19 protein-coding genes and 2 tRNA genes are annotated in these 22,127 nt (G+C 61.7%); 11 read left to right on the forward strand and 10 right to left on the reverse strand.

All coding sequences use genetic code 11. The features are described from left to right. Nucleotides 1–24: 24 nt before the first annotated feature. Nucleotides 25–885 carry an acetylglutamate kinase gene (gene argB, locus SM763_RS08475; protein ID WP_065271433.1) on the reverse strand — a complete coding sequence of 287 codons (861 nt, stop codon included), beginning with the start codon at nt 883–885 and terminating at the stop codon, nt 25–27. Nucleotides 886–1,006: 121 nt separating this feature from the next. Between argB and SM763_RS08480 the strand changes: the two genes are divergently transcribed. Next, nucleotides 1,007–1,735, forward strand: a complete 729-nt coding sequence (locus SM763_RS08480; protein WP_368998218.1) for an SDR family NAD(P)-dependent oxidoreductase — start codon at nt 1,007–1,009, stop codon at nt 1,733–1,735. A gap of 15 nt (nt 1,736–1,750) precedes the next feature. Here SM763_RS08480 and yihA read toward each other — a convergent pair whose 3' ends face one another. The 8 genes from yihA to rpmH all read right to left on the reverse strand — a co-directional run bounded on the left by yihA (nt 1,751) and on the right by rpmH (nt 8,603). Beyond that, a complete protein-coding gene (gene yihA / locus SM763_RS08485; protein ID WP_274836224.1) occupies nt 1,751–2,401 on the reverse strand; it encodes a ribosome biogenesis GTP-binding protein YihA/YsxC in 651 nt (216 codons plus the stop codon). Further along, on the reverse strand, nt 2,401–3,153 hold the full coding sequence (locus tag SM763_RS08490) for an MOSC domain-containing protein (RefSeq protein ID WP_368998219.1): 753 nt from the start codon (nt 3,151–3,153) through the stop codon (nt 2,401–2,403). Before SM763_RS08490 ends, yihA begins: the two co-directional genes overlap by 1 nt. Further along, nucleotides 3,150–4,961 carry a membrane protein insertase YidC gene (gene yidC / locus SM763_RS08495; protein ID WP_368998220.1) on the reverse strand — a complete coding sequence of 604 codons (1,812 nt, stop codon included), beginning with the start codon at nt 4,959–4,961 and terminating at the stop codon, nt 3,150–3,152. The genes SM763_RS08490 and yidC overlap by 4 nt, the downstream gene beginning before the upstream one ends. Before the next feature lie 125 nt (nt 4,962–5,086). Continuing rightward, complete coding sequence (locus SM763_RS08500) at nt 5,087–6,631, reverse strand: putative bifunctional diguanylate cyclase/phosphodiesterase (protein ID WP_065273587.1); 1,545 nt, start codon at nt 6,629–6,631, stop codon at nt 5,087–5,089. Between the two features lie 66 nt (nt 6,632–6,697). After that, complete coding sequence (ttcA, locus tag SM763_RS08505) at nt 6,698–7,585, reverse strand: tRNA 2-thiocytidine(32) synthetase TtcA (protein WP_065271428.1); 888 nt, start codon at nt 7,583–7,585, stop codon at nt 6,698–6,700. Nucleotides 7,586–7,691: 106 nt separating this feature from the next. After that, nucleotides 7,692–7,958: a membrane protein insertion efficiency factor YidD gene (gene yidD / locus SM763_RS08510; protein ID WP_274830395.1), complete on the reverse strand. Its 267-nt coding sequence runs from the start codon at nt 7,956–7,958 to the stop codon at nt 7,692–7,694. 52 nt (nt 7,959–8,010) lie between these two features. Next, nucleotides 8,011–8,436, reverse strand: a complete 426-nt coding sequence (gene rnpA, locus SM763_RS08515; RefSeq protein ID WP_274869100.1) for a ribonuclease P protein component — start codon at nt 8,434–8,436, stop codon at nt 8,011–8,013. 32 nt (nt 8,437–8,468) lie between these two features. Next, complete coding sequence (gene rpmH, locus SM763_RS08520) at nt 8,469–8,603, reverse strand: 50S ribosomal protein L34 (RefSeq protein WP_008554144.1); 135 nt, start codon at nt 8,601–8,603, stop codon at nt 8,469–8,471. Nucleotides 8,604–9,025: 422 nt separating this feature from the next. Here rpmH and SM763_RS08525 point away from each other — a divergent pair, with 422 nt between their 5' ends. From SM763_RS08525 to SM763_RS08570, 10 genes are all read left to right on the forward strand, one after another. After that, nucleotides 9,026–9,763 carry a TVP38/TMEM64 family protein gene (locus SM763_RS08525; protein WP_335645307.1) on the forward strand — a complete coding sequence of 246 codons (738 nt, stop codon included), beginning with the start codon at nt 9,026–9,028 and terminating at the stop codon, nt 9,761–9,763. 2 nt (nt 9,764–9,765) lie between these two features. Further along, on the forward strand, nt 9,766–11,184 hold the full coding sequence (locus SM763_RS08530) for a dihydrolipoyl dehydrogenase family protein (protein WP_368998221.1): 1,419 nt from the start codon (nt 9,766–9,768) through the stop codon (nt 11,182–11,184). A gap of 15 nt (nt 11,185–11,199) precedes the next feature. Continuing rightward, entirely contained in the window at nt 11,200–12,585 is a 1,386-nt protein-coding gene (locus SM763_RS08535) for a sensor histidine kinase (protein WP_274836227.1), read from the forward strand. Nucleotides 12,586–12,675: 90 nt separating this feature from the next. Continuing rightward, nucleotides 12,676–12,752: transfer RNA gene (locus SM763_RS08540), tRNA-Arg, on the forward strand. A 90-nt stretch (nt 12,753–12,842) separates the two neighbouring features. Further along, a tRNA-Arg gene (locus SM763_RS08545) sits at nt 12,843–12,919 on the forward strand. Between the two features lie 218 nt (nt 12,920–13,137). Further along, entirely contained in the window at nt 13,138–14,577 is a 1,440-nt protein-coding gene (locus tag SM763_RS08550; RefSeq protein WP_490363269.1) for a methyl-accepting chemotaxis protein, read from the forward strand. A 166-nt stretch (nt 14,578–14,743) separates the two neighbouring features. Beyond that, on the forward strand, nt 14,744–15,496 hold the full coding sequence (locus SM763_RS08555; RefSeq protein ID WP_274836624.1) for a 5-oxoprolinase subunit B family protein: 753 nt from the start codon (nt 14,744–14,746) through the stop codon (nt 15,494–15,496). Then, entirely contained in the window at nt 15,493–16,524 is a 1,032-nt protein-coding gene (locus SM763_RS08560; protein ID WP_368998225.1) for a 5-oxoprolinase subunit C family protein, read from the forward strand. The genes SM763_RS08555 and SM763_RS08560 overlap by 4 nt, the downstream gene beginning before the upstream one ends. Beyond that, nucleotides 16,521–17,294 carry a LamB/YcsF family protein gene (locus SM763_RS08565; protein WP_274831113.1) on the forward strand — a complete coding sequence of 258 codons (774 nt, stop codon included), beginning with the start codon at nt 16,521–16,523 and terminating at the stop codon, nt 17,292–17,294. Before SM763_RS08560 ends, SM763_RS08565 begins: the two co-directional genes overlap by 4 nt. Nucleotides 17,295–17,484: 190 nt before the next feature. Next, nucleotides 17,485–20,697 (forward strand): 2Fe-2S iron-sulfur cluster-binding protein, encoded by a 3,213-nt coding sequence (locus tag SM763_RS08570; RefSeq protein ID WP_368998226.1) that lies wholly within the window; start codon nt 17,485–17,487, stop codon nt 20,695–20,697. A gap of 35 nt (nt 20,698–20,732) precedes the next feature. On the opposite strand, the gene SM763_RS08575 is transcribed toward SM763_RS08570, so the two are convergent. Further along, nucleotides 20,733–21,578 carry a glycosyltransferase family 2 protein gene (locus SM763_RS08575; RefSeq protein WP_368998227.1) on the reverse strand — a complete coding sequence of 282 codons (846 nt, stop codon included), beginning with the start codon at nt 21,576–21,578 and terminating at the stop codon, nt 20,733–20,735. Nucleotides 21,579–22,127: the final 549 nt, after the last annotated feature.

The raw sequence follows: 22,127 nt of genomic DNA on the forward strand, positions 1-22,127 counted from the left end.
CTGTCTTGATGTCACCCGTGCGGGTTAGGCCCGGATCATTGACCCGGCGCCATGATCGGTGAACAGCTCCAGCAGCACCGCATTCGGCACCCGTCCATCGACGATGGTGCAGGCCCGGACACCGTTTCGGACCGCTGACAGGGCGGTTTCCGTCTTCGGGATCATGCCGCCTGCGATGACGCCTGCCTTTGTCATTTCCTCGACATCAGCGGCCTTCAGCTCGGTAACCACTTCGCCGCTGGCGTTTTTCACGCCGGACACATCCGTCAGCAGCAGCAGGCGATCAGCGTTGAGGGATTCGGCAATCGCCCCGGCGGCGGTGTCGCCGTTGATGTTGAAAGTCTCGCCGTTGCGGCCCGCGCCGATCGGAGCGATGACAGGAATGATGTCATTCTCGAACAGGTGGTGCAGCACCGCTGGATTCATTTCTACCGGTGTGCCGACGAATCCCAGATCCGGGTTGGTCTCTTCGCAGGTGATCAGATCCGCGTCCTTGCCTGACAGGCCAACACCCATACCGCCCTGCGCATTGATCGCCTGAACGATGCGTTTGTTGACAAGACCGGACAGGACCATTTCGACCACTTCCATCGTGGCCTTGTCGGTGACCCGCTTGCCGTTGACGAACTCGGACTTGATCTGAAGCTTGTCCAGCATTGCGTTGATCATTGGACCGCCGCCATGCACGATGACCGGGTTCACTCCGACCTGTCGCATCAGCACTATATCGCGGGCAAAGGTTTCCATGGCCTCGTCGCTGCCCATGGCGTGTCCGCCGAGCTTGATCACGACGATGGCACCGTCATAGCGCTGCATATAGGGCAGGGCGCTGGACAGTGTCTCGGCGGTTGCAATCCAATCGCGGTTCATATCTTGCTTCTTCATGGCTGGGTCCCTCTGGCAAGTGGTGTTACGCGGTTCTGCGCCCTGTGCCAAGTGCGCCGTTGCAGCGCGGTGCGGGAATGATAGGGTCAGGCCGTAGAGCCCTCAGACCGGAACCCACCCCATGAGCCAGAAGACCCTTTTGCTGACCGGAGCCAGCCGCGGCATTGGCCATGCCACCGTGCGGCATTTCAATGCCGAAGGCTGGCGGGTGATCACCTGTTCTCGCCACCCGTTTCCGCAGGAATGCCCCTGGGGCGGCGGAGAAGAGAATCACGTGCAACTGGACCTGTCGGACCCCTCGGACACCATTAATGCGGTTGGGGTCATTCAGGAGCGTCTGAACGGGCGGCTGGATGCACTGGTCAATAATGCGGGGATTTCCCCCAAAGGGCCTAATGGCGAACGGCTGAACACGCTCGACACTGATTTGATGACATGGGGCAAGGTGTTCCACGTCAATTTCTTTGCCTCGGTGGTGCTGGCGCGGGGGTTGAAGGATGAACTGGCAGCCGCCAAGGGCTCCGTGGTCAACGTGACCTCAATCGCGGGCAGCCGGGTGCACCCCTTCGCCGGGGCGGCCTATGCCACGTCAAAGGCAGCCTTGGCAGCACTGACGCGGGAGATGGCGCATGACTTCGGCCCGCTCGGCGTACGGGTCAATGCCATCGCTCCGGGAGAGGTGGAAACGGCAATCCTGTCACCGGGGACCGAACATATCGTGGAAAAACTGCCGATGCAGCGTCTGGGCCAGCCCGAGGAAGTCGCTTCTGCGATCTACTTCCTCTGCTCTGAAGGCAGCTCATATATCTCCGGAGCGGAGATCGAGGTGAACGGCGCCCAGCACGTCTGACGGGCGCCGAGCGGCTTAGTCGATGCCGGAGATGATCGAGCGCAGCGTGGCGATTCCCTCGCCCTTCTCAGAAGAGGTCATCACGATTTCAGGATAGGCTGCGGGGTGTTTGGACAGGGCACCACGCACCTGTTCCATCACCTTGTCCAGATCCTTGGCCTTGACCTTGTCGGCCTTGGTCATCACGCATTGGAAGGTGACCGCAGCACTGTCCAGCAGCGCCATGATCTCGTCGTCGACCTTCTTGATGCCGTGGCGGCTGTCGATCAGCACAAAGGCGCGGCGCAGGGTTTGACGCCCGCTGAGATAGCGTTTCAGCAGTTTCTGCCATTTTTCGACCACCGCCAGCGGTGCATTGGCATAGCCATAGCCCGGCAGGTCGACGAGGTAGAGATCGGGACCTTGGGTGAAATAGTTGATCTCTTGCGTGCGGCCTGGGGTGTTGGAGGCTCGCGCCAGCCCCTTGGTGCCGGTCAGCGCATTGATCAGGCTGGATTTGCCTACGTTGGAGCGGCCGGCAAAGCAGACCTCGACCCGGTCGGCTTCGGGCAGGCCCGACATGGCGACCACGCCTTTCAGGAATTCGGATTGACCAGCAAAGAGTTTGCGGCCCTTTTCGGCGGTTGCCTCGTCCGGCGCTTCGGCCAGGGAAAATTGCATTTGCATCAGAGCACCTTTACCAGATCGCCAAGGCGGATAGTTCCGCCGCGCACGACCTCTGCATAGACTGAAAAATCCTGATGGCCAAAGGCACTGTTCAGGGTCTTCAGCGTTTCGGCATCGCGTTCGCCGGTGGCCGGGTTGGCGGTTGTCGCCATGCAGCGGCGGGTGCGTTCGCGCACCGCAAAGACCGCCTCGCCGATCTGGACCTCACGGCCCAGCCATTCGTTTTCGGCCCAGGGCGTGCCCAGATCGAACCAGATGTTGCCGCGCCAGCGCTGCGGCGACAACTCGTGACCGATCGCCGCCTCGACCGCGCGGTGCGAGGCAAGGTTGCACAGCGACACCGAGGGGAAATCGGTGTCTGTCATGCCACGCCCCGGCACCCGAACGATACGCGCCGAGGCGGCGCGCTCTGTCGGCATCAGTGGGGCCACCCAATCAAGAAACCGGGGCAGGTCCTCTGCGGCGTCGGGATCAAAGGCCAGCTCGCCCCGGTTGGGATGGCTGAGCGTGACGCGACCGGTGGCCTCGTCATAGCTGGCATCAATCGCCATCAGTTGCGGTGCCTTGGCGCCACGGCTGAAATTGGAACAGGGCACCCATGCGCTGCCATCGGCGGTAGAGGCTTCATGCGCCACCGCCCAAACACGATCGCCGGGCATGGTCTGCCCGGCGGTCAGTGTTACCGTTTCCAGCGCTTCCCGGCCGTGTGATTTGACCGGGTGGCGCCAGATTTCTGTAACGGTGTCTGTCATTTGTCTTCCGTCTTGGGTGCGCGTTTCATGCTGGATTTGATATTGCCAAACACGTCCGGTTTATACCCGTGGCTGCGCATGATCAGATACTGCTGCGTAAAGGTGATGGTGTTGTTCGCAATCCAGTAAACCACCAGACCCGAAGCAAAACCGCCAAGCATGAACATGAACACCCAAGGCATCCAGGCAAAGATCATCTTTTGCGTCGGATCGGTGGGCGCCGGATTCAGTTTCTGCTGCAGCCACATGGACACACCCAGAAGGATGGGCAAGATCCCGATGAACACGGTGGCAAAGATGGTTCCGGGCTCGGGGCCAGAGAACGGCAGCAGGCCGAAGAGGTTCATCAACGAGGTCGGATCGGGCGCGCTGAGGTCCTGGAAGGGACCAAAGAAGGCCGCGTGCCGCAGTTCCAGCGTGACGAAGATCACCTTGTAGAGCGAGAAGAAGATCGGGATCTGGATCAGGATCGGCAGGCAGCCCGCAGCGGGGTTCACCTTTTCCTTCTTGTAAAGCTCCATCATCTCCTTCTGGAGCTTCTGACGGTCGTCGCCGGCGCGCTCCTTCAGCTTTTCCATCTGCGGCTGAAGTTCCTTCATCTTCGCCATCGAGGCATAAGATTTATAGGCCAGCGGGAAGACCAGGATCTTGATGAAGATGGTGAGGCCGATAATGGACCAGCCCATGTTGCCGATCATCGCGTGCAGCCAGTGCAGGACGGCAAAGATCGGTTTGGTCAGGAAGAAGAACCAACCCCAGTCGATGCTGTCGAGGAAGCCTTCGATGCCGTCTTTTTGGTAGCCACGGATGGTCGCCCATTCCTTGGCGCCGGAAAACAGCATGGTGGTGACTTCGCTGCTTTCGCCATCGGCGAGGGTCGCGGTCGGCAGCACGACGTCGGTCTGGTAGATCTCGCGCCGCTCGTCGTATTTCGCGATCGAGCGGAAGCCCTGACCGGGTTCGGGAATCAGCGTGGACATCCAGTAGTGGTCGGTGAAGCCGAGCCAGCCGTTGGATTCGACCTGCTTGACCTCGGCGCGCGATCCATCACGCGGATCGGGGTCGAAATCGGCCATGTCGCCATAGTCGATTTCCGCCAGCTCTCCGTCGGCCATGCCGACGACGCCTTCGTGCAGGATGAAGAAGTTTTTCAGATTCGCAGGTTCGCCGTGACGCGCCAGGGTGCCATAAGGGGCCAGGGCCACGGTGGCGCCGGTGGCGTTCTGAACCGATTGGGTGACCGAGAACAGATAATCCTCATCCACTGCGACGGTACGGGTAAAGGTCAGGCCCTTGCCGTTGTCCCAGGTCAGGGTCACCGGGCTGTCCGGTGTCAGAACCTGGCCTTCGTCCGCAGACCAGACGGTATTGGCGCCCGGAACATCGTCAAAGCCAAGCCCGGTGCCCGGTGCCCAGCCATAAAGCGCGTAAAAGGCATTGTCCTCGCCCACCGGGGACAGGACCCGCACGATGTCGGAGTCCTCTGCCAGCTCGACGTGGTAGTCTTTCAGCGCCAAATCATCGATCCGCCCACCCTGAAGCGAGATACTGCCCGCAAGGCGCGGGGTATCGATGGTCAGGCGCGGAGCGTCGGGGGCCTGGGCCTCTTCGCTGGGCTGGGTGCTGACTGCGGTATCGGGCTGGGTTGCGCCGGGCGCAGCTGCCGTGTCTCCCGCAGGAGCCGTTTCATTCGCCACGGTTTCCGGAGCAGGCTCCGGTTCCGGCGGCGGGAAAAAGCTGTACCACCCAAGGATCACCAGGAAACTGAGTGCTGTTGCGAGAATGAGATTCTTGTTCTGATCGTCCATTGGGGACCGCCACCTCGTGCATGGAATGACAGGGTGTGGTTCAACAGAGGTGGACCCCAAAGGTCAAGCGGAATCCGGGAAAACAGGGGCGGCATTCCGCCCCCGGCGCCGGGAAATCCAAAAAATCAGGGGTTTTGCCGTCCAATGGCCGGTGCGTCCTGCAGTTTGGACTGATGCGCGGTGATCCAGTCCAGAGTCTGGTCAAAGGGCATCGGGCGGCCGATGCCAAAGCCCTGAACATGGTCACAGCCCAGTTGCGACAGCAGTGCGTGCTCGCCCACGGTTTCGACGCCTTCGGCCAGGGTTTCCAAGTCCAGACGTTCGGCCATGGTCAGGATCGCAGCAATCAGTTTCTGCTGCTCCGGATCGCGGTCCGATTTCATCACGAAAGAGCGGTCGATCTTGATCCGGGAGATATTGAAGCGCCGCACCGCCGAGATCGAGGCATGGCCGGTACCGAAATCATCCAGCTCAATCCGGCAGCCCATGGCGCTCAGCGCTGCGATATTACGGGTCACCACATCGTCGGGCTGGTCCGTCATGACGGTTTCCAGAATTTCGACCGACAGGCGGTCCGACGACAGGCCAAAGCGTTCCAGTTCCCAGCGGATATTGTCGGCAAGGCCGGGGTTGCGCAGTTCCTGGGTGGCAAAGTTCACCCCGACAGAGGGAACCTCCACACCAGCCGCGTCCCATGCCTTGATGGCGGTGAGAGAGTGGAACAGCATGACCTGGCTCAGCCGCTCCATCAGCCCGGCCTCTTCCAGCGCGGGCAGGAAAGTATGCGGCGGGATCAGGCCGCGGACCGGATGCATCCAGCGGGCCAGCGCCTCAAACCCGGACACTCGTCCGGTATCCGTTGAGATCTGGGGCTGGAACCAGGGCATGATCTGACCGGTTTCCAGCGCCTCAGCAACTTCGTCGCGCAGATTACAGCGCGCTTTGGTGCGGTGATAGATATCTGCGGAATAGACCCGGATGCCCGAGGGGCCGTTTTGCTGCGCCTCGGCCAGCGCGGTGGCGGCGGCAGCGACCCAGTCGGAAGGTTTGGTGCCCGGCGCACGGCTGCGCAGGCAGAACCCGATGGAGCAGGAGATATAAACCGATGTGCCATCAAGCGAGATCGGTTCTTCGACCGAGGCCTGCATGCGGCCGGACAGCTGCACGCAGGATTCCAGGTCCAGCTGCAACACGGGTGTCAGGCAGATGCCGAATTTGCTGTCGCCGATCCGTGCCACGATATCCTTGTTGCGCAGGGTGCTGGCGATGCGGTCGCCGCAACGCTGCATGATCTGATCGCCGGCTTCCTGACCGTAGCGATCCACCACGTTTTTGTAATCGTCGATTTCGATGATGTAGATCACCGAGCGCAGCCCGGTATCAGAGGTATCCTCGAACACGTCGCGCACACCCAGTTCGAACCCTTCGCGCAGCATCATGCCGGTGATGCTATCCCGGGGTGTGCCGCGATTACGTGAGCGGTCAAAGCCGCCGAGGGCTGCGAAGAGAATGGGAAGGCCGAGGGCCACCCAAAGCAGCGCAGCCTCGCCGCCAATCCAGAAGGTCGCCAGTGTCAGGGCAGGCAGAAACGCCAAGACAGGAGGCGTGAACAACGCAGGAGCGATCTTTCTCCGGATGTGCGTCAGCAGACCTGAATTGAGTTTTGGCATGAGCGGACCTTTCACCTTCTGCACAGGGGTGCATGTAAAGACTATGATCCGCTTCTGACTGCGGAGTTAACGCAATACGGGAATCTTGTCCAAATCTTCTGTTTCTGATGGGTTTTTCACGCTCAACCCTACAAAATCGAACAGTTTCGGGTCAAGAAGATGCGAAGGACGTGCATTCATCAGGGCCCGGAACATAACCTGACGGCGCCCGGGGCTGTTTGATTCCCACTGATCCAGGATCTGTTTGACCTGCTGGCGTTGCAGGCCGTCCTGGCTTCCGCACAGGTCGCAGGGGATGATCGGGTAGTTCATCGCCTTGGCAAATTTCTCGCAATCCGCCTCGGCCACATGTGCCAGGGGGCGGAACAGGAAAAGGTCGCCCTCTTCATTGACCAGCTTGGGCGGCATGGTGGCCAGTCGCCCGCCATGAAACAGGTTCATGAAGAACGTCTCAAGAATGTCATCGCGGTGGTGCCCCAGCACAACTGCGGAGCAGCCTTCCTCGCGCGCGATCCTATAAAGATTACCCCGGCGCAGGCGGGAGCACAGGGCGCAATAGGTCCGCCCCTGTGGCACCTTGTCGACGACGATACTGTAGGTGTCCTGATATTCGATCCGGTGCGGAACGCCCATCTTTTCAAGGAATTCCGGCAGAACGGTCGCCGGAAAACCCGGCTGCCCCTGATCCAGGTTGCAGGCGAGAAGGTCCACCGGCAACAGCCCGCGCCATTTCAGTTCATATAGAACCGCAAGCAGGGTGTAGCTGTCCTTGCCGCCGGAGAGGCAGACGAGCCAGCGCGGCGTGGTGCCGTCCGTGCGTCGTTCCACCATGCCGTATTGATCAATCGCTTCGCGGGCATAGCGGACTATGCGTTTGCGCAGCTTTTTGAATTCGGTGGTGGAGGGCGCACCGGCAAAGAGCGGATGGATTTCGTCCAGATCATCATCAAGCATGACGGCCCCGTAGCCTGTCAAAACGGCTTTGCCAAGAAAAAAGCGGGGCACAAGGTTTTGAGCCGACAGTGCCTGTCGTGGGCACTGGGCGGGGAATAGCAACCCCTCAACCCTGTGACTTGCTCTTTTGTTCGGTCTCGTGCTCTGGATCGCTGCCCGGGACCGGATCGTAGCCATCTCCGCCCAAGGGATGGCAGCGGCCGATTCGCCGCAGGGTCAGCCATGTTCCCTTTACCGCGCCGTGTTTTTCCAGCGATTCCAGCGCATAGGCCGAGCAGGTGGGTTGATACCGGCAGTTAAAACCGACCCAGGGACTGAAGATCAGCCGATAGGCGCGCACGGGCAGGGCAAGGATGCGGGCAAAGAAGGTCATGTTGATCAAGATAGGAAGCAGGTTGGGCCCGGGGAAGGCCCCGCAGACAGGATCAGCCGTGAATCTTCTTCAGGGCGTAGATCAGGTCGCGTTTCAGCTCTTCGAACGGGCGCTGGGCGGTTTCATTGGCGCGGCCAATGAGCACATAATCCCAGCCGGGGCGACCGTGACTGGGCAGAATCATCCGAGCCACCTCGCGCAGTCGGCGTTTGGCCCGGTTGCGGGCAACGGCATTGCCGACCTTTTTTGAACAGGTGAAGCCAACGCGAATGCCGCCGGTATCCCGGCGGTTGCGACCCTGGACCATCATGCCCTTGCTGCCCTGACGACGCGCGCGCGCAGCCGCAAGAAACTCGCGGCGCTTGGTCAGCACCTCGATCCCTTGCGGGGATTCGGCGCCGTCTGAACAAACGGAAACCGCCGAAGGCGTGTCCCGGTCGTCGGCAGAGCCGTCTTTGGGGGCCTTCGGCGGTGTCATACCGTCAACGCGGATCAAGCAGTGAGCGCGGTTTATGCGCTCAGCTCTTTCCGGCCACGTGCGCGGCGTGCGTTCAGGATCTTGCGGCCTGCCTTGGTGGCCATGCGCGCACGGAAGCCGTGGCGGCGTTTGCGAACCAGGTTCGAAGGCTGATAGGTGCGTTTCATCGCTCCGGTCTCCACATTGTATCTACGGGCAGGGCGTGGAATCGCCTCCCGGGGTCAAATCTCGAAGCCCGGTCATTAGAAGGGATCGGGCTGCAAGTCAAACCCATTGGCCGGTGTTTTCGCCGCTTTTCGTCCCCTCATGCAATATTTATGTCAAAATTCGGGGGGCTGCGGCGCTGTCGTGTCACGAAAACCGGTGGGATTGTTACAGGGCGCGCATGCGGACTAGTGGATTTCTCACGAAAAATGTCCGGTGATCAAGCGCCCGTGAACTGCTATGCGTCAGGCTCGTGCCGGGGCCATATTGATCATAGAAAAATGCACCGGAGCAGCAAAAGGCGCCGGGGCAGGCGGATCAAGGGGGGAGGACCACCCCGGGTGGCCGTGCCCTGCCGAACAGCCAAGACATGGGTGAGAGCAAGATGACAGACCTCAAAAAGCCGGGCATCGCGCGGCACCTGCCTTTGATTATCGTGGCTGTGGTCGCGGTGATCGGAGCCGTGACGCTGAAGGATTACCTTACCTTCGACACGCTTCGGGACAATCGGGAGGCGCTGTTGCAGTTCCGTGATGAGAATCTGATCGGCCTCGCGGCGGTTTTTGCGGCCGTTTACATCGTCATGGTCGTGTTTTCGCTGCCCGGCGCCGCTGTTGCTTCGGTGACCGGCGGGTTCCTGTTCGGCCTTGCCACCGGGACCACGCTCAATGTGGTCTCGGCCACCATCGGTGCAGCAGGCATCTTCCTGGCGGCGCGCTGGGGGCTGGGCGAAACACTCTCGGCCCGCTTCGAAGCCGCCGAAGGACGCGTGCAAATGTTGAAACAGGCGCTGCGGGAAAACGAGATTGAGGTGCTCCTGCTGTTACGCCTTGTTCCGGCGGTACCGTTTTTCGTGGCCAACCTGCTGCCCGCCATGGTCGGGGTAAAGTTCGGAAACTTCCTGTGGACGACGGCGGTGGGAATCATCCCGGGGGCCATCGTCTTTACCTGGATCGGTGTTGGTGTCGGCGCCGTGTTCGACCGAGGCGAGGATCCAGACCTGTCGCTCCTGTGGGAGCCGCACGTGATCGGCCCGATTCTGGGGCTTTGTGTGCTGGCGGCCATGCCAATCATCGTCAAATCGCTGCGCCGCAAGGGTGCAGGCAAAACGCCGGAGGCATGATCATGCAGCGTATTAAATGTGATCTGCTGGTCATCGGGGCCGGGTCAGGCGGCTTGTCTGTCGCGGCCGGGGCCAGCCAGATGGGCGCCGATGTGGTCCTTCTGGAGGGGCACAAGATGGGCGGCGATTGCCTCAACTACGGCTGCGTACCCTCAAAGGCGCTGCTGGCCAGCGCCAAGGCGGCCTATGGCGCCGCGCATTCCGCGGCCTTTGGGGTGGCGGATCAGGTGCCGCAGGCGGATTACGCGGCGGCCAAGGATCATGTTCAGGATGTGATCGACACCATTGCACCGGTCGACAGTCAGGAGCGCTTCGAAGGGTTCGGGGTGCGGGTGATCCGTGCCTTCGGGCGGTTCATTTCTCCGCGCGAGGTGGAGGCGGGCGATCACGTCATTAGCGCCCGCCGCGTGGTGATCGCCACGGGATCGTCGCCGCTGGTGCCGCCAATCCCTGGGCTGGATCAGGTGCCGTTTGAAACCAATGAAACCCTGTTTGACCTGCGCGAACGCCCGGATCATCTGCTGATCATCGGCGGTGGTCCCATCGGTCTGGAAATGGCGCAGGCGCATGTGCGTCTGGGCAGCAAGGTGACCGTGATTGAAGGGGACACCGCGCTGGCCAAAGATGATCCTGAGGCCGCAACCCTGGTGCTGGATCACTTGCGCGCCGAAGGCGTTGAGATTGCCGAACAGGCCCTGGCCAGTGAGATTCGCGGCGCGGCGGGGGCTATTGAAGTTGAAGCAAAGGATGGCCGCACCTTCAAAGGTACGCATCTGTTGGTGGCGGTCGGGCGCAAGACCAATACGGAGCGGCTAAACCTGGACGTAGCGGGGATCGAGACCACGCGCTCCGGGATCAAGGTCGATGACAGCCTGCGCACCACCAATCGCCGCGTCTATGCCATCGGTGACGTGGCCGGGGGGCTGCAGTTTACCCATGTGGCGGGATATCATGCCGGGGTGATCATCCGCTCTGTCCTGTTCGGGCTGCCGTCAAAGGCAAAGACCGCCCATATTCCCTGGGCCACCTATACGGACCCGGAACTGGCGCAGGTCGGCCTGACCGAAGCAGAGGCGCGGAAGAAACACGGCAGCCAGCTGGAGATCGCGCGGTTTGATTTCAGCCACAACGACCGCGCCCTTGCCGAGCGCAAGGCGAAGGGTTTCATCAAGGCGATGGTGGTCAAGGGCCGTCCGGTGGGGGTCACGATTGTCGGCCATCAGGCAGGCGAGCTGATCAACCTCTGGTCGCTTGTTCTGGCCAATAATATGAAGATGAGCCAGGTCGCGGCCATGGTCTCGCCCTATCCGACGATTGGTGAGGTTAACAAACGGGTCGCGGGGGCCTATTTCTCTCCTCGTCTATTTGATAATCCCAAGGTTGAACGCGTGGTCCGGTTCGTACAGCGCTGGATCCCCTAAGCCGGAAGGGGCGAAATGCTGAATACGCTGTCGGGCAGATTTCTGGTTCTGACCACGGTCTTTGTAATGCTGGCCGAGGTGCTGATCTTCGTGCCCTCCATTTCCCGGTTTCGGCTGGATTACCTGTCGGACCGTCTGGAGCGGGCGCAGCTCGCTTCGCTGGCGCTTCTGGCCGATGATATGCTGGATTCGGAGCTGGAGAAGGAGCTTCTGGCGAATGCCGGAGTCTTCAACGTGGTTCTGCGCCGGGACGAGATGCGCCAACTGGTGCTGTCCTCGCCGATTCCGCAGCCGATCGAAGGCACCTTTGATCTGCGCATGGCCGGGCCGTTCACGCTCATTTCCGATGCGATGACGCGTATGGTGACGCCCGGAAACCGCATTATCCGGGTCATTGGCGCGCCGGTGCGAGATGCCGGGCTGCTGATCGAAATCACCATGGAGACCGCGCCTCTGCGGTCGGCGATGATCGATTATGGCGTTCGCATTCTGATCCTGTCGGCGGTGATCTCGGTCTTTACGGCGCTTTTGCTGTTCATGGCAGTGCGGGTGTTTCTGGTGCGCCCGATCAAGGGCGTTGTGGGCTATATGCAGCGCTATGCAGCCGCGCCCGAGGATGCGCGGGGAATCATCCAGCCAAACGCAGGCGTAACTGAGCTACGCGAAGCCGAAGAGGCGCTGATGAAGCTGCAGACCGAGCTGACCCACGCGCTGAAGCAAAAAGAACGGCTGGCGCAGCTGGGCGGAGCGGTGGCCAAGGTCAGCCACGATCTGCGCAATATCCTGACCTCAGCGCAGCTGTTCACCGACCGCATCGAAACCAGCGAGGATCCACTGGTGCGCAGGCTGGCGCCCAAGCTGGTGAATTCCATCACAAGGGCCGTTTCGCTGTGCGAAGGCACGCTGGCCTTTGGCCGTGCCGAAGAACCCGCGCCAACATTTGCTTTCGTCTCCTTGCATGAGATCGCCTGTGATGTCGCCGAAAGCGAGACACTGGCAGCCAGCGGTGGAGAGGTCGAGATCGTGGCCGCGGTCCCGGCTGGACTGACTGTGCGGGCAGATCAGGAGCAGCTCTACCGGATCGTGATGAACCTGGTGCGCAACGCCCGCCAGGCCATTGCCGCGACCGGAAAGCCGGGGCAGGTCAAAATCACCGCCAGCGAAGAGGATGACGCCTGGACAATCCGGATCACCGATACCGGGCCGGGGCTGCCAAAAAAGGCGCAGGACAACCTGTTCACCCCGTTCCAGGGTGGCGCGCGCAAGGGGGGCAGTGGCCTTGGCCTTGCCATCGCGCAGGAATTGGCGCGGGGCCATGGCGGCGCCGTTTATATGCGTCAGACTGGCCCGGAGGGCACAGTTTTTGAGATCTGCCTGCCCAAGGGAGACGGCGCGTTTTAAGTCGCTCACGCGTCCGTGCGGGTGCGCTGAAACTAATTTCGTTTTTGGGGTTGCGCCTATCTGCGGGTCACATTAAACCCCGCCACCAGTGGACCGATAGCTCAGCTGGATAGAGTACTTGACTACGAATCAAGGGGTCGGGGGTTCGAATCCTCCTCGGTCCGCCACTACCTGAAACACTGAAAATGGTGTGGACGGCGCAGGTTAGACGAATGGTAGATCCGCATTCGTCTGGGAGCCTTAAATCCCGCAGCAGTGGACCGATAGCTCAGCTGGATAGAGTACTTGACTACGAATCAAGGGGTCGGGGGTTCGAATCCTCCTCGGTCCGCCACTGCTTCTCTTCTCCCCTTTACTTTTTCCGGTGTCGAAGAGACGCCCTCTCGCAGTGGAGCGGGCATGCCGCATTTTCCCGTCGGCATCTATCCCGTCGAAGCGTGAGCTATTCTTTTGCACCGCGGATTTTCTGCAAGCGTTAAAGTTTAGATAGAGATTTCCGGATAGTTTGAGCTTTCAGTACACAACCAATCCAACTCATCGCGGAGCGCTGGAGTGTTTTTTAAAGGTAGGACGCGGGCAGCGCCCGAAAGATCGGAAATGGATCGCGTGCTCGTGGATATGATCGAGCGGACTCAGGCGGTTATCCAGTTCAAAGCTGACGGAACCATCATCTCTGCGAACGAGAATTTTCTTTCGTTGCTGGGATACCAGCTCGACGAGATTGTCGGCAAAAACCATGCGATGTTCGTGGATTCGAAATTTGCGGCAAGCGGGGACTATGCACAGTTCTGGACGGCGCTGCGAGCCGGGCGCAACATGTCGGATCAATATCCCCGGCTTGCCAAGGATGGGTCGGTGGTGTGGATCCAAGCGACCTATGCACCTGTGGTTGGTGCCGATGGTGTGACCGAAAAGGTCATCAAGGTTGCAACCGATGTCACAGCCCGCCGTCGTGCCCTGCAGGAGGTTGCCGCCGGACTTCAGGCGTTGAGCGAGGGGGATCTGCGTCAGCGGGTCAATGTACGCAGCTCGGAAGACACGGTGGTAATCGCCAAGGCCTTCAATCGCTCCATGGAACAGCTGGAAAAGGCCGTTAACCCGGTCAAGAATGTGTCCTTCGCGGTGGAGCAGACCGCATCCGAGATCAGTCAGTCGTCCACCGATCTGTCGCATCGCACCGAAAGCCAGGCAGCCACGCTGGAGCAGACGGCGGCGGCTTTGGAACAGCTGACATCGACCGTGCGCGCTGCTGCTGAAGGCGCGCGCAAGGTCGAGGAAATTGTTGGCAACACGCAGTCTGTCGCCGTGCAGAGCGAGCGGGTTGTATCCGATGCCATTGGCGCCATGTCCGCGATCGAAAACTCATCCGAGCGGATCGCCAAGATCATCACTGTGATTGACGAGATCGCCTTCCAGACCAACCTTCTGGCGCTGAATGCGGGGGTTGAAGCCGCCCGTGCCGGAGACGCAGGGCGTGGGTTTGCTGTTGTTGCAGCAGAGGTCCGGGCGCTGGCGCAAAGGTCGGCGACGGCGGCGGGTGAAATCAAACAACTGATCGACGAGAGCAAGGACAACGTCGGCACTGGCGTCGATCTGGTCGGCCGCAGCGGCGAGGAACTGAAGCGAATCGTCGATGCGGTGGGGACGATCTCCGGTCACATTTCCGAGATCGCCACCGGCGCTTCAGAGCAGTCCACCACTCTGGTCGAGATCAGTGCCGGCGTTTCGCAGCTGGATCAGGTGACCCAGCAGAACGCGGCCATGGTGGAGCAGACGACGGCCGCGACACAGATTCTGTCCAACGATGCGTCGCATCTGATGCAAGAGGTGCAGTCCTTCAAGACGCGTCCGGATATCGGCATGGAAACCAAGGGTGAGAGCTCTGGGAAAGGCCCCTCGGCCAAGGCTTCCGCTCCCCGGCCAAGGCCCGCCGCGCCGGTCGCGGTCGGGAACGCTGCCACGGCTGAGGCTGTGCGCTGGGAAGATTTCTGAACCCTCTGATTGACACGCGCCGCCTTGTCTTGGCTGGCACGGAGATGTCTCCTGTCATAGGGGCGGGGGGGGCTCGCGGGGGCCTGATCCCCGGCGAGGATTGAAACTGCTGTGTTGACACTCCCGCCCTGCGCCGCAACGTTTGCGCGCAAAACAGGGGGCATGGATGACTTCGCACGTAGCTTCGGATTTCCCAATGATCCGCACGGTCGGCCTGACGGGTATGCTGGTGACCTTTGCCGATGCATTGAGTGAGCCTTCGAACCGGGCGACACTTGCCTTTCGTCAGCGACTTGAGGCGCTGGGCCTTGATGGCGTGCTTGAAACGGCAACCTCGCTGGCCTCGGTCTATATCCGTTTCGATCCCGCGATCCTTGATCATCACAGGTTACAGGCCCGGCTTGAGGAAGAGCTGAGTACCCGGGATTGGTATCAGCAGGCGCTGCCGCCCGGGCGCAGGTTCTGGCGGGTCCCCACCGTCTATGGCACCGATCTGGCGCCGCAACTGGCAGAGGCCGCAGATGCTGCGGGGATGAGCGAGGCACAGGCCATCGACAGTCTGGGATCGGCGCGGGTGCGGGTTCTGACCATCGGCTTTGCGCCGGGGCAGCCTTATCTGGGCCCGCTGGGACCTGAATGGGATCTACCGCGCCAGACCGAGCTGACGCCGATGGTGCCGCGCGGTGCGCTGGTCTTGGCGATCCGTCAGTTCGTGTTGTTTTCTTCTGCCACACCGACAGGCTGGCGCCATGTCGGACAGACGGGTTTCATGATCTTCCGCCCCGAAGCCGAAGCGCCCTTTGCGCTGCAGGCGGGGGATGAGTTGCAGTTCGAACCGGTCTCGCGCGCTGATTTCCTGAAACTGCGAGAGAGTGATGCAGCCATGGGCGGCGCCATCGCAGAGGAGATCCCGGCATGAGCGCGCTGAAGGTGCTGAAAATCGGCCCGGCGGCCTCGGTGCAGGACGGCGGGCGTCCGGGTCTACTGGATCAAGGTGTGTCGCGCGGCGGCGCTGCCGATGTGCTGGCGTTGGCTGAGGGCGCTGCCTTGCTGCGGCAGGATCCGGGGCTGGCCGCGCTGGAAATGGGCGGCATGGGTGGCACTTTCGAAGCAACAGCGCCCCTGCGCATTGCCTTGACCGGGGCACCGATGGCCGCGACGCTGGATGGGGCGGCGCTGGCGTGGAACGCCAGCCACCGGATCGAGGCTGGACAGCGGCTGGACATCGGCCCGGCCCGGCGCGGTGTTTATGGCTATCTGCACCTAGGGGGCGGTATCGATACGGAGCCGACGCTTGGCTCCCGATCCGCCCATGTGGCGGCGGGGCTGGGCCGGGCAGTCGCCGTGGATGATCTGTTGCCTGTCGGCCCGGATGCACCGGGCGAAACGGGGCTGACCCTTGCTGCGGAAGACCGGTTTCAGGGCGGCGAGCTACGCATCGTGGAGAGTTTCCAGAGCGCGTTGTTCCCACCCGATGTGCGCAACCGCTTCGCGGAGACAGAGTTCACCCGGGGCAGCCGGGCCAACCGGATGGGGGTTGAGATGCTGTCTGAAGGGGAGGGCTTTGCGGCTGCCGGGCAGCTCAACATCCTGTCCGAAGTGATCGTGCCCGGTGATGTGCAGATGACCGGCGACGGTAAACCCTTCGTGTTGCTGCGTGAGGCCCAGACCACTGGCGGATACCCGAGGATCGGGACAGTCCTGCCTTGCGATCTGCCCAAGGTGGCGCAGGCGCAGGCGGGCGCGTCGATAAGGTTCCGCTGGGTCTCGCTGGAGGAGGGGTTGCAGATTCAGGACGCATATGACCGGGCGCTGCGCGCCTTGCCGGGCGGTTGCCATCCTCTGCTGCGGGATCCCGCAGATATTCAGGACCTTCTGTCCTATCAACTTGTCAGCGGTGCGGTCTCTGCTTTGGCCGACCCCTTTGCCATTGGAGGCGATACATGAGCAAAACTGTCGATCTGAACGCGGATATGGGCGAAAGCTTTGGCCCGTGGAATATGGGCGATGATCAGGCGCTGCTGGACGTGGTGTCCTCTGCCAATATTGCCTGTGGGTTCCATGCCGGCGATCCGGATGTGATGGCGCGTACCATGGGGCTGGCCCGCGACAATGGCGTCGGCATCGGCGCGCACCCCGGTTTTCCGGATCTGCAGGGTTTTGGCCGCCGCCGGATGCATGTGCCGCATGAGACGCTGGGCAATCTGGTGCGTTATCAGCTGGGCGCCGCGCGTGGCATGGCGGCGGCGCTGGGCACCGAGGTGCGGCACCTGAAACTGCACGGCGCCCTGTCCAACATGGCCTGCACCGACTACGATATGGCGCGGGCTTGCTATCAGGCGGCACTGGAGGTGGATCCGGACATCATCATCATGGTGCTTGCGGCCACGGCCATGGAAGAGGTGGTGCGGGACCTAGGCTGCAACTGGTGTGGCGAGATCTTCGCGGACCGCGCCTATAACGACGATGGCACCCTGGTTGATCGCAGTCAGCCGGGCGCGGTGATCCATGATCCGGAACTGGCCGGTCCGCGCATGCTGCAGATGGTCACGGAAGGCGCGATCATCACCGAAAGCGGCAAGCGTATCCCGACCGCCATCGACACGATCTGCCTGCACGGGGACACACCGACGGCGGTGTCTCTGGCCCGCGCGGTGCGTGCCAGCTTGACCGAAGGCGGGGTGGATGTCCGCCGTTTCGACGGCCGCACGGGCTGATCCGTCGCTTGGCCGTCGGCCTGATAAGAAGTGGAGAGCTGCGCCATTTGGCACCTCTCTTATTATTGTTCTTAAAAGAATCAGTGATTTAAGTGGATTTTCTGTGAAATTGGATATTGGCTGCTACCGATAGGCCTGTACCTGCGGTATAGACTGCGCAGCTTTTTCATTCACAGCAGGATCCGGTGTTATGGCGATGCGCTTCTTCTCTACTCGTGACCGGCCCGTTCATCTGGGGCCTTTCCCGCTTGAGCGGCTGGCGCGGGGCAGGATGCCGGATCTCACTGCGGTGCCTCCGTTTCAGCCGCTGACCTTCAGCCGCCCGGATCTGCCGGGGTCGATCGTCAACGCCATGGGCGATTATCAGGCGATGATGGACGCCATCCGGGATGGACTGGTCAACAAGGCGCAGGCAGGCTGCCCGGAGGATCCCCAGGTGCGGGCAGATCATATCAAGGCGTTTGGCTATTTTGCTGATGCTGCGATGGTCGGGATCGGCCCGGTGCCACAGTCGGCGCATCTGCAGCAACCCTATCGCAATCCGGATATCGACCGGCTGGCCCATGATCTGAAGACCAAGCAGACCAAGACGCTGGCTTCGGGCATTGATATGATCATGGCGGATCTGCGCGATGCCATGCAGGCGCCGCCCAGTGGGATCGGCGGGCATACCCGTGCGATCACCTTTCTTTACGAGATGCCGCGCGACCCGCATCCGGGTGAGGATGGCTGCGACTGGCTGCACGATGCGGAACATCACCGCGCCTGCCTGCGGGCCAGCGAAACCGCCGTGGTGCTGGCCAATTACATTCGCCTTCTGGGCTGGGACGCAAAAGCGCATACCGGCACTTCGGCAGATGTTGATCTCAATCAGTTGGCCGTGGCTGCGGGGCTGGCAACGGTGAATGGCTCCCGTTTGCAGAATCCCTATCTGGGGGATCGCTTTGGCCTTGCGGTGGTGACCACCGATTTCGACCTTGCGATGGATCGCCCGCTGGCGCCCGGCGATCAGCAGCCGGGCCTTTCTACCAAGGGGCCGAAATGGTGGCTTGGCCTTGGCTCGGAACGGTCGGCGCTGAATGGGGATCCCTTTGCGGCGCGGGATTTCAAGGATGGGCCGCATCCCTTTGAAACCCTGAAGCGGGTTGAGACGCCGACCACCTATATCGACGAGGCGCGCGTGGCCCGCGTTCCCAAACGCGCCGACATGTTTGCCCGCAGCCAGTTCGGCGACATGGGCAAGGCAAATCAGAAGGCCGCGACCGGTGGGCTTTATGCGCGCAAGGCGGCGCCATCGATGGCGCAGCGGCGGATGCTGGGGGCCTTTGTCCTGTTGCAGGATGGTGAACCCGCGCGAGGACCGCGTCCCGCGGATGCAGAGCGCAACGCCGCCAACGTAAAGGCGGCCAGTTACTGGCTGGGGATCGACGCGGTCGGCATCAGCCGCTGCCCCGACTGGACCTGGTACAGCCATGACGCGACCGGCACGCCCATCGTGCCCGACCACGATCAGGCCATCAGCATGATCGTCGATCAGGGCTTTGACACCACCGAGGGCACATCGGGTGATGACTGGATCGCGGTGGCGCAATCCATGCGGGCCTATCTGCGGTTTTCCCTGCTGGGCGGGGTGATCGCGCGGCAGATCCGCAACCTTGGCTACAAGGCCAAGGCACACACCGTGATGGACGGCGAGGTCCTGCAACCGCCGCTTTTGCTGCTGTCGGGGCTGGGGGAAGTCAGCCGCATTGGCGAGGTGATCCTGAATCCCTTCCTTGGCCCGCGCCTGAAATCCGGGGTGGTGACCACCGATATGCCGCTGGCGCATGACAAGCCGATCGACTTTGGCCTGCAGTCCTTTTGCGAGAGCTGCAACAAATGCGCCCGCGAATGCCCCTCGGGGGCGATCACGGCCGGACCCAAGCTGATGTTCAACGGCTATGAGATCTGGAAAAGCGACAGCCAGAAATGCACCACATATCGGATCACCACGCCGGGCGGCGCCATGTGCGGGCGCTGCATGAAGACCTGCCCGTGGAACCTTGAGGGGATCTTTGCCGAAAAACCCTTCCGCTGGGCGGCGATGAATCTGCCCAAGGCGGCGCCTGCGCTGGCGAAACTGGACGATGCACTGGGCAATGGTGAGATGAATCCGGCCAAGAAATGGTGGTGGGATCTGGAGCTGGAAGAGGACGGTGGCTATCGCCCGACTCGCCACCCGGTCAATGCCCGCGGCCTGCAAAAGGATCTCGATCTGAAATACGAGGATCAGACTCTTGCGGTCTATCCCGCGCCGCTCGCGCCGCACCCCTGGCCCTATCCGTTCCCGATGGACCGGGAGGCCGGGATCGAGGCCTATCAGGCGATGGTCACCGCCGAAGAATATCAATCCCGCCGGGCGCGCGGGGAAACCGGGGCCTGGGATCACATCTATTCCAACGACGCGGACAGTCCCGTGCTGCAGGTGATCGTCTCCAAGGTCGAAGAGATGAGCGCCGATGTCACCAAGTATGAATTCCGCAGCCCCGATGGCAGCGACCTGCCGGAATGGACCGCCGGGGCGCATCTCGACATCGTCGTGGCGCCGGAATTCTTGCGGCAGTACTCCATGTCGGGCGATCCTGCCGACCGGTCAAAGTATCAGATCGGTGTCCTGCGCGAGGATGCCGGGCGGGGCGGCTCTAAACTGCTGCACCGGATCTTTACCGAAGGGCGCCGGATCTTTATTTCAAAGCCGATCAACCATTTCCCGTTGGAGGAGGGCGCTGCGAAGTCCTTCCTGATGGGCGGCGGCATCGGCGTCACCCCGATGATCGCGATGGCGCATCGTCTGCATGCGCTGGGCCGCCCGTTCGAGCTGCACTATTCCATAAGCGACCGCACAGCGGCGGGATATCTGTCAGATCTTGCGCAGGTGCCTTGGGCGGATCGCGTCCATGTGCATGTCTCGAAGGAAGGCTCCCGGGCCGATCTTGATCAGGTTCTGGCGGGCTATCAGGCAGGGTACCACGTCTACACCTGTGGCCCGGATCGCTACATGCAGGGGGTGCTTGAGGCCGCCGAGCGCCAGGGCTTTGCCGAGGAGGCGCGGCATATAGAGTATTTCTCGGTCCCTGAGGTGCCCGAGTATGAAAACCACCCCTTCACACTGCGCCTGCGCAAGTCTGGGCGGGATCTGCACGTCCCGGCGGACAAAAGCGCGACCGATGTGCTGGCAGAGGCCGGGATCGGCGTCGATGTGAAATGTGCCGACGGGATCTGTGGGGTCTGCAAATGTGACCTCCTTTCCGGAGAGGTCGAGCACCGGGATTTCGTCTTGTCCAAGGCGCAGCGCAAAGGCGCGGTCATCCTGTGCCAATCGCGTGCAGCACAAAAGGACGGCACCATCGAGGTCGACCTGTAAGGGAAAGAGCGAAAGGGCAGGGCTAGCCTCTGCCCTTAGTCTCCGCGGGGCGGAAACCAATCCGGCAGATGCACCCTGCTGTCAAACCGCAGGCTCTTGCTGCGCAGGACCGAGATCCCCTCGTCCCGCACCGGCGATTGCAACGCGTCCCAGGCCGCTGCCTCTGCTTTCTCCCAGGGCGACAGTGGCAGAGCGGCAAGGGCCGCGAATTGCGCTGCCATTTCCTGATGTGCTTGCTTCCAGGCCTTGCCGGGCGTCCCGGTGCCTTCTGCGCCTGCAACTTCGGTTCGGATGTCGGCCATCTCGGTCGCCGCCTGCCGGTTGGCGAACTTCAGATGCGCAAGATAGACGCCGCGTGGCATGCAATAGGGAAACTCCGCCAGCCGCCTTGGCCGCACCTGTACCCCGTGGCGCCGCAGGTCATGCGGCTGACGCACGGCCCAGGCCTTGCTGTAATGCCCGGAGAACACACCGTCATAGAGAGGCGAGCCGGATGCCCCATCTGGTGCAAAGACATTCACCCCAAGGGCAAAGATGGCGCTGGCCTCTTGTGCGGCCAGCATCTTCGGCAGAGAGGACCAGAGTTGCGGGTCGACGCAGATCAGCTCATCCGCATCGGTCCGGATCACCCAGTCGTAGATCTCCAGCAGGCCGCGCTGAATTCCGTTCAGAAGACGCCCGCGCCAATGATCGAACCCCTGCAACCGGTCCCGAGGGATCGTGATGACCGATGCTGCCGGGCAAATCTCCTGCACCACCGGGTCCGGCCCATGGGCGACGACAAAGAGATTCTCAGCCCCGAGGGCGTTGGAATAATGCCGGTACCACTGGCGCAAAGCCCAGTAGTCCTTGTGCACCATGGTGATTGCAGCTGCTTTCATGCCTGCACTATGCGCATTCGGTCCCGCTTGGCCAAGTGGATCCTCGCGCCACGCCGCAGAGGTAACTGCGGCGGTAGGGGAGGGGGGGCATATCCTCCGACGTCGCCGCCAGACTGCAGACGATGGTCCGTCGGTTGTTAGCAGAACCGCCGACGCGGAGGATTCGACTGTTTTGCGACGGATATCAGTCCGAGTCGCTGCCGCGAGTCGCGGGTGTCTTGTGGTCTCATTGTGGCATTCGTCTAGATGTGGGGTTTTGTCGCGAGTGAGTCTTTCCACGCGTCCGTCTGCTGGGCAGGCATGGGGCGGCTACTGGCAGTTCTTTGGCGCGATGTCTTCACTTAAGCCATTGTATTTGTGTGTTATTCCATCTTTCTCCCTGAAAAATGTGTTTTTGTTGATTTTGGGGTTGCGGGTATTTGGAGTTGGGACTAGAACCCCCTTCACCGGCGGCGCTGAGGCGCTACGGGGCGCGGCGGAGACGCTGATGACGGATCGGAAAGACGGTTGAGACGCTCAGGAGAGACTGAGGCATCTTTGAGGATGAGG

This window comes from Pseudophaeobacter sp. C1-32P7 (assembly GCF_041008775.1).
In the GTDB taxonomy this organism is placed as follows: Bacteria; Pseudomonadota; Alphaproteobacteria; order Rhodobacterales; family Rhodobacteraceae; genus Phycobacter; species Phycobacter gallaeciensis_A.